The sequence below is a fragment of the Pseudomonas sp. WS 5071 genome (assembly GCF_012985765.1).
In the GTDB taxonomy this organism is placed as follows: Bacteria; Pseudomonadota; Gammaproteobacteria; order Pseudomonadales; family Pseudomonadaceae; genus Aquipseudomonas; species Aquipseudomonas lundensis_A.
This window is the reverse complement of sequence record NZ_JAAQWY010000035.1, coordinates 42,261-48,721: the sequence shown is the minus strand read 5'-3', so window position 1 is coordinate 48,721 and position 6,461 is coordinate 42,261. Positions and strand designations below refer to the sequence as shown.

Sequence of the window (6,461 nt, the reverse complement as noted above, 5' to 3'; positions counted from 1 at the left end):
ACATTTCCATGCTGATCACCCTGTGTTCTCCTGCTCGAAAAGTGAGCAGAAGCAGTTGAACACCTGGGTCAGTTTTCAGTCGGCAGAAGAGCCTCTACTGGGTCAGTTTTCGGTCAGCGGCAACAGCTTGAAGCCGACGCCAATCTTGAGTACCGCGATGTCGTGCGCAGGACTGGCGCCAACGAGCGCAGCCTGATAATCGCGACCGTCGGCCAGTTTGACCGTGGCAGACGATGCCCCCTGGATCACGTGGAAGTTGGTCACCACGTGGCCGGCATCGTCCCAGATGAAGCCGGAGCCGGTGCCGCGCGGCACGGAAAAGACATTGCGCGACCAGACGTCACGCACTAGTTGTGCCGTGGTGATGTAAACCACCGACCCGCGCGATTTTTCGAACAGCTCGATGGTGGTTTTTTCGTCGGCGGCCAGGTCGCCGCGCGGCGTCACCGTGCGCTCCTGCGTTTCGTGGGGACTGAACCAGGCTTCGATGGCGGGCAGGAACTGCCACAGCAGCATGAGTGCGGCGATGCAGCCAGTGATGACGAGCCAGCGCCGGCTGAAGCGGTCCGGCGCCGGGCGGTTGTAGGGGTCGGGGTAGGTCACGTCATTCTCCATGTTGAAATCAGCGCCAAAGGCCGCCGGTGCGCCAGCGTGGCGGACGTGGTGATACGGTCACCTCGGGGACGAAACGGGCCGATGGAAACGGCGGCATCGCGGGCGGCGGAGCAAGTTCCAGCAAGCGCTCAATGCGTTCAGCCGTCGCCGGATGCGTGCGCAACCAGGAGGGTTCCGGATTGCCCCATCCGGGCAGCAGCCAGGCGCGCCAGGAGCGGCTCACCCGCTCGATCTTGGCGAGCGCCGAGGCCAGCCCGTGCGGGTCGCCGGTCAATTCGGCAGCGAGCCGGTCGGCGTCGAATTCGCGCACCCTGGACAAGCCCAACTGAGCCAGCAAGGCTAGCTGTGGCGCGACCGCCAGTAGAAGCAACGCGGGCCAATTGACTTCCGTGACTCCAAGCAATAGCGCTGGCAAGCTGAGCACGATCGCAAGCTGCCCCAACAAGGCTAGAAGATGGGTGAGCCGGCTGATGGAATCGGCCAAGCCCATGACACGCAAATCCTCGTTCGCAATATGCGCGATTTCGTGGCCGAGCACGCCGGTCAACTCGCGGGGCGTGAGGCTACGCAGCAGGCCGTCGGTCAGCGCGATGGCCGCGTGATGCTTCGAACCGGTGGCGAAGGCGTTGACGACCCCGCTGGGCACGTAGTGCGGTACCGGCACGGCAGGCAGCCCGGCCCGCGCCGCCAGTTCCGCGCAACACAGCCCAAAGATCGGGCGCTTCATCCGGGTGCAGGGGGCGTGCGCCATACAGCCGCAAGGTCAGCCCGGAGGCGGCCGCCGGTTCGAGCAGCAGGGTGAACCCCGCGGCCGCAAGCGCCAGCCAAAGCCCGCCGTCACCCAACAGCAGGCTGCCAGCGACGGCGGCAATCCCGAGCAGGGTCAGCACCAACAGCGCGGTTTGCAGGCGATTGAGCCAGCGATGCCGCGCGCCGACATTCTGCGCGTGGCGCAGATCACGACTGATCATCTGAGCTTTCCCCGGCTGTCCGGTCATCGCGCTCGCGCAGCAGCCAGTAAGTCGCCCCGAGGGCCAGTGTCGCGCCTGCGAGCGCCGCGACCTTGGCGGGGCCGGTCTCCGGGTCGAGGATCACGAATTTACGCGCCAGGGCGATCAGCCCGATCAGGATCACCGTCTTGACCTGGATGATGCTGTCGCGCCGCAAGGCCACCCGCACGATGGAATGCTTGAACTCCATGGCGATGAGCAGCGTCATGATCATGCCGAACACGGTCTGGAAGACCTTGTGATCGAGCGGATTGAACGCATCAATGATCAGCAGGCTGAAGACGATCGAGATCAGCTGCAGCAGCGAGACCACGATAATCACGGCAATGATTGCGGACAGCGCGAGCGCGATCACCTGTTCGAAGCGCTCGTAGAACGTCATCACTGCCCATTGGGCGCGAAATGTTTTGATCGGGTCTGCTTGCTTTTCCTTCATCGCCACTCCTCTCAATTCTGAAATACTTGTGCACCCACAACTTGGTTGCGCCCTTGTCTTTTTGCCTGGTAGAGCGCGCTGTCCGCCTGCTGCATCACCTGCTCGGAAGAGTTTAAGCGGACGTCGAGGGGAGCCACCCCCATGCTGGCGCTATAGCTGATCGACACCTCTCCACACACCAGCGCTGTCGCCGCAACGTCCTGACGAAATCGCTCCGCCCATACTTGGGCGTCTTCTATCGATGCCGCTTCCAACAACACAGCGAATTCCTCCCCCCCAATCCGTGCAGCCATGTCGGTTGCGCGAACATGTTCCCTCAACCGTGAAGCAAAGTGCTTGAGCACCTCATCGCCGCATCCGTGCCCATAGGTATCATTGATGCGCTTGAAGTGATCGATATCGCAGAGCACAAGTGCTGCTTGTATCTCCGGGCTGCGTTTGAGGCGCGCCCATTCCAGCTGTAATCGTTCGTTAAAAGCCCGCCGGTTCGACAAGCCGGTCAAGGGGTCGGTGATCGCCATGCGCAGCAACCGCTGCTCCATTTCCTTGCGAGAAGAGATGTCGAGCAGAGTGCCCACCATCAATTGCCTGCCCGTGTCACCCAGCCAACGACCGCGATCCAGCACCCAAATCCAAACGCCGGATCGATGACGAACGCGGTACTCGCACTCCAATCGCTCCGACGGATTTTCTTGGTAAGCGCGCACCTTTGCCAGAACGACCGGTAAATCCTCCGGATGAATACGCGCTTGCCATGCGGCATGGGTGGCGCCAATCTCCTCGTCGGAGGTCAAGCCGAACATCGCCAGACTGCGGGCAGAAAGCCTGAAGCTGTCGGTGGCAAGATCCCACTCCCAGAATCCCAACTCTGCGCCTTCCAGGGCGATGGCGATCCGTTCGTTGTCGCCGATTTTCGCTTGTTGGCGATGCTTCAGCTCGTCACGCCTGTGGCGATTGGTACGAGCAAAACGCCATAACGCAACCGCCATGCCAACATTGGCAAGTAGCGACACCATCAGCCAGATGGTCGGCCCGTTCATGGTCTATCCCCGCCTGACTGACTGAGTGCCTGCCGTAATTCCTCGATCCGGTGGTCGACTTGGTCGGCGTTGATGCCCAACATCAACAGTACCTGCTCGGCCAGTCCCAGTCCCGCAGCCAGGTACAACGGGTACAGTCTGACATTGGGCAGATTACGCAAAAGCTGGGCATCCGTTACGCGCTCAGTGGCCACCACCACGGACAAGCTCAGGCGGCGGTCGAGAACCGCCTGAGCGATACGCAGGGCCGTCTGCGGACGGGCAAACGTCAGCACCACCAGGCGGGCATGGGCCAATCCGGCGGCGGCCAGGGTGTCGAGCCGACTGGCATCGCCATACGACACCGGCGCCCCCATCGCACGCCCCGCTTCGACCCGTTGGCGGTCCGATTCCAGCAGCAAATGCGGTATGCCTGCCAGGCGCAGCGTTCGGCTCAGCAGCAGCCCGACGTCATCCGCCCCACAGATGATCACATGGTCGCGCAACGACCGCGCCCGCTCGGCGACTTCGCCTTCTTCGGCCTGCGGTGGCTGACCGAGTGCGCCCGAGCGGCTGAAAGCCCGCGCCCATCGGTCATGGTGTCGGATCAGGAGCGGTGCCAACCCCATGCTCAACACCAGCGCCACCAGCATCGGTTGCACCATGGTGGCGGCGATCAGGTGCTGCTGCATGACCATGCCCAGGAGCAGCAGCGCAAACTCGCCGCCATGACCCAGCACGATGCCTGCGCGCCAGGCGTCGAGCGCCGACAGGCGGGTTGCGCGCAGCGCCAGAAAGTTCAGCCCCATCTTGAGAGGCACCAAGGCCAACAGCCAACCCAGTACCGCCAGCGGTGCGGCCACGATCTGCGCGGTGTCCAGCTGCAGGCCAATGGTCACGAAGAACAGGCCCGACAGCACATCACGAAAGGGCTTGAGGTGGCTTTCCATGTGGTGCCGGAAGTCGCTCTCGCCCAGGACCATGCCGGCGAGAAAGGCCCCCAGGGCGGCGGATACGCCGACGGCGTGTGCAGCAGCGGCTGCCGCCACGACCACGCACAAGGAGACCAGCACGAAGGATTCTTCGTGGCCCTGCCGCGCCACCCAGCCCAGCAGGCCATGCAACAGACGACGCGAGGCAACCGCCGCTGCCGCGAACAACACCAGCACGCCCAACACTTCGAGCAGCACGCTCTCGATCTTCGGCGAGTCGCCGCGCGCCCAGATCGCCAGCAGGGCCAGCAGGGGCACGCTGGCCAGGTCCTGAAAGACCAGCACGGCGATGGCACTGCGGCCGTGGCGGGTGGTGAGCTCGCCTTGGTCGGCCAGCTGTCGGCTGACCAGCGCCGTGGACGACATGGCCGCTGCGGCGCCGAGCAGTGCAGCGCTCTGAGCTGGCTGACCCAACCCGATCAGCACCAGGGTCAGTGGCGCGGCCACGACGACCATCTGCAAGCTGCCGGACGCCAGTACGGTCTTGCGAGTGAGCCAGAAGTGCCCCAGCGAGAATTCCAGTCCGACCATGAACAGCAGCAGGGCCACACCCAGTTCGGATATGAAAGTCAACGCCTCTCCCGGCGCGATCACACCGCTGACCGAGGGGCCCAGCAAGGCGCCGACGGCGAGGTAACCCAGCAAGGCGGGTACTCTGAACGCCGCCGTCGCCACCACCGCGAGGCTGCACGCCGCCAGCAGGATCAGGGTAGTGCCGAGCAAATCCTGCATCGGTCAGCGTCCCACCTGTGCAGAGGCCCAGCGCACGATGTCCTGCGAGCCCATGGCGCCTGCCTGGCGGGCGATCTCACGTCCGCCCTGGAACAGGGCGAGCGTCGGAATGCTGCGGATACCGAACTGCGCGGCCAGGTGGGGCTCAGCCTCGGTGTTCACCTTTGCCAGCCTGATCCCGGGTTCGAGCTGGCGCGCGGCTTGTTGAAACTGCGGCGCCATCATCTTGCACGGCCCGCACCAGGGCGCCCAGAAATCGACCAGCAGCGGCAGATCGCTGCGCTCCACGTGGCGCGAGAACGTCGCCGTCGTCAACTCGATGGGCTCGCCGGTGAACAAGGGCTGCTGGCAGCGGCCGCAGTTGGGACGATCCGCGAGCTTGGCGGCCGGCACGCTGTTGATGGACTGGCAATGTGGGCAGACGATGTGGAGTTCATTTTTCATGGTTCGCTTCCTTGGACTGCGGTGAGGTTGCCTCGCTTCGGATCACCGACATCGCCGACCAATTTACGCCTTTGATCCAATCGTTCCCGTCTTCGCTCACGCCGGCATCTTCCACGTGAGCCGCAATGAAGGCTTCGGCTTGAATGAGCCCCGCTCTGACAGCATCTATCTTATTAGGCATCCGCAGGATTTCAGCAGCGCAGCCTGCATCCAGCCCATCCACCCGGATAAGCAGAAAAATGCGGCGCCACAAGTGCGGCATACCCTTCATCAGGTCGAATGCAAATGCGAATTCGCTCGATCTGTCACCAATTTCCTCCTGTTCGGCGATTGCTGCTGGGTCGGGAAGCCGACTATCAGCCATGACGTCGGCCAGGCTGAGTGCGTCATCAGGCTGATAAAACTCGTAGAACTCTTCCTCTACCATGGCCTCCGCCATGTCCTGCGCATCCGCTTCGACCGGCGCATCCAGCGAAACGGCCTCGCCATATTGCCGGCTGTTTGCCACTTCGCGATCAATGACGGCAAAAAGATGCTTCAAAAGATCGAGGTAAGCGGCATTTTCTTCTGGAACGGATGTCCATACCGATTCAGCCAGAGCAATCGCTTCGTCCACCACGTCGTGCAGCGTCGGATAATCGCGAGGCAAATCACCGGCGGCATGCAGATAAGCCAACTCGCGTTGCGCAACGGCCTCAACCTTCGGCAGCAGCGTCTCGATTATCCCGCGTGCTTGCTGGACGACAGAGGCAGGTTGAGTGTCGATCCGCGCCTTGAGCTCGCGCAAGCGTTCACGACGCGCCTTACGCTTGATTTGATCCTGAGCGCTCAGCCGATCAAAGTGCTTCTTGGCCTGCCGGAACAACGCCTGCGCTAGCATGTGCGCGAGAGGCGTCAGATCGTTATGCGATGCAGTGACGCTGACGATTTTTTTGCCCGGCAAGTGCATGTGGCCACTGGCCGTTAAGCGAGATCCTTTTTTCGCGCGTTCGAGGACGATTTGAAGACGTACCGAATCTTCGGAGCGCTTTTCGATCAGCGGCTTGAGAGCGGGTTCAACCGCTTTTTCTACAGACATTCGCCAAGGTTCATGAAATTCTTTTTCGACGAGTCGATAGCTATATTGTATACGCATGCTCAAGCCCTTTAGGGTTGTCCGCCCAGGTGAGTGGACCCGGGTGATTGGATATGTTGATTTTCAAAGATGATCTTA

5 protein-coding genes and 2 pseudogenes are annotated in these 6,461 nt (G+C 62.3%); all 7 read right to left on the bottom strand.

What is annotated here, in order from left to right; all coding sequences use genetic code 11:
* Nucleotides 1-117: 117 nt before the first annotated feature.
* Nucleotides 118-603 (bottom strand): annotated as a pseudogene (locus HBN61_RS19430) (S1C family serine protease); the annotation flags it as partial.
* Nucleotides 604-622: 19 nt separating this feature from the next.
* Nucleotides 623-1,586 (bottom strand): annotated as a pseudogene (locus tag HBN61_RS19425) (zinc metalloprotease HtpX).
* Nucleotides 1,573-2,061, bottom strand: a complete 489-nt coding sequence (locus HBN61_RS19420) for a phosphate-starvation-inducible PsiE family protein (RefSeq protein WP_004152114.1) — start codon at nucleotides 2,059-2,061, stop codon at nucleotides 1,573-1,575. Before HBN61_RS19420 ends, HBN61_RS19425 begins: the two are co-directional and overlap by 14 nt.
* 11 nt (nucleotides 2,062-2,072) lie before the next feature.
* A complete protein-coding gene (locus HBN61_RS19415) occupies nucleotides 2,073-3,101 on the bottom strand; it encodes a GGDEF domain-containing protein (protein WP_178125697.1) in 1,029 nt (342 codons plus the stop codon).
* The gene (locus HBN61_RS19410; RefSeq protein ID WP_016782893.1) at nucleotides 3,098-4,804 is read right to left on the bottom strand and encodes a cation:proton antiporter domain-containing protein; all 1,707 of its coding nucleotides are present in this window, start codon (nucleotides 4,802-4,804) and stop codon (nucleotides 3,098-3,100) included. The genes HBN61_RS19415 and HBN61_RS19410 overlap by 4 nt, the downstream gene beginning before the upstream one ends.
* 3 nt (nucleotides 4,805-4,807) lie before the next feature.
* Nucleotides 4,808-5,248 carry a heat resistance system thioredoxin Trx-GI gene (gene trx-GI, locus HBN61_RS19405; RefSeq protein ID WP_000787151.1) on the bottom strand — a complete coding sequence of 147 codons (441 nt, stop codon included), beginning with the start codon at nucleotides 5,246-5,248 and terminating at the stop codon, nucleotides 4,808-4,810.
* Nucleotides 5,238-6,383 carry a hypothetical protein gene (locus tag HBN61_RS19400; protein WP_029611654.1) on the bottom strand — a complete coding sequence of 382 codons (1,146 nt, stop codon included), beginning with the start codon at nucleotides 6,381-6,383 and terminating at the stop codon, nucleotides 5,238-5,240. The genes trx-GI and HBN61_RS19400 overlap by 11 nt, the downstream gene beginning before the upstream one ends.
* Nucleotides 6,384-6,461 lie beyond the last annotated feature (78 nt).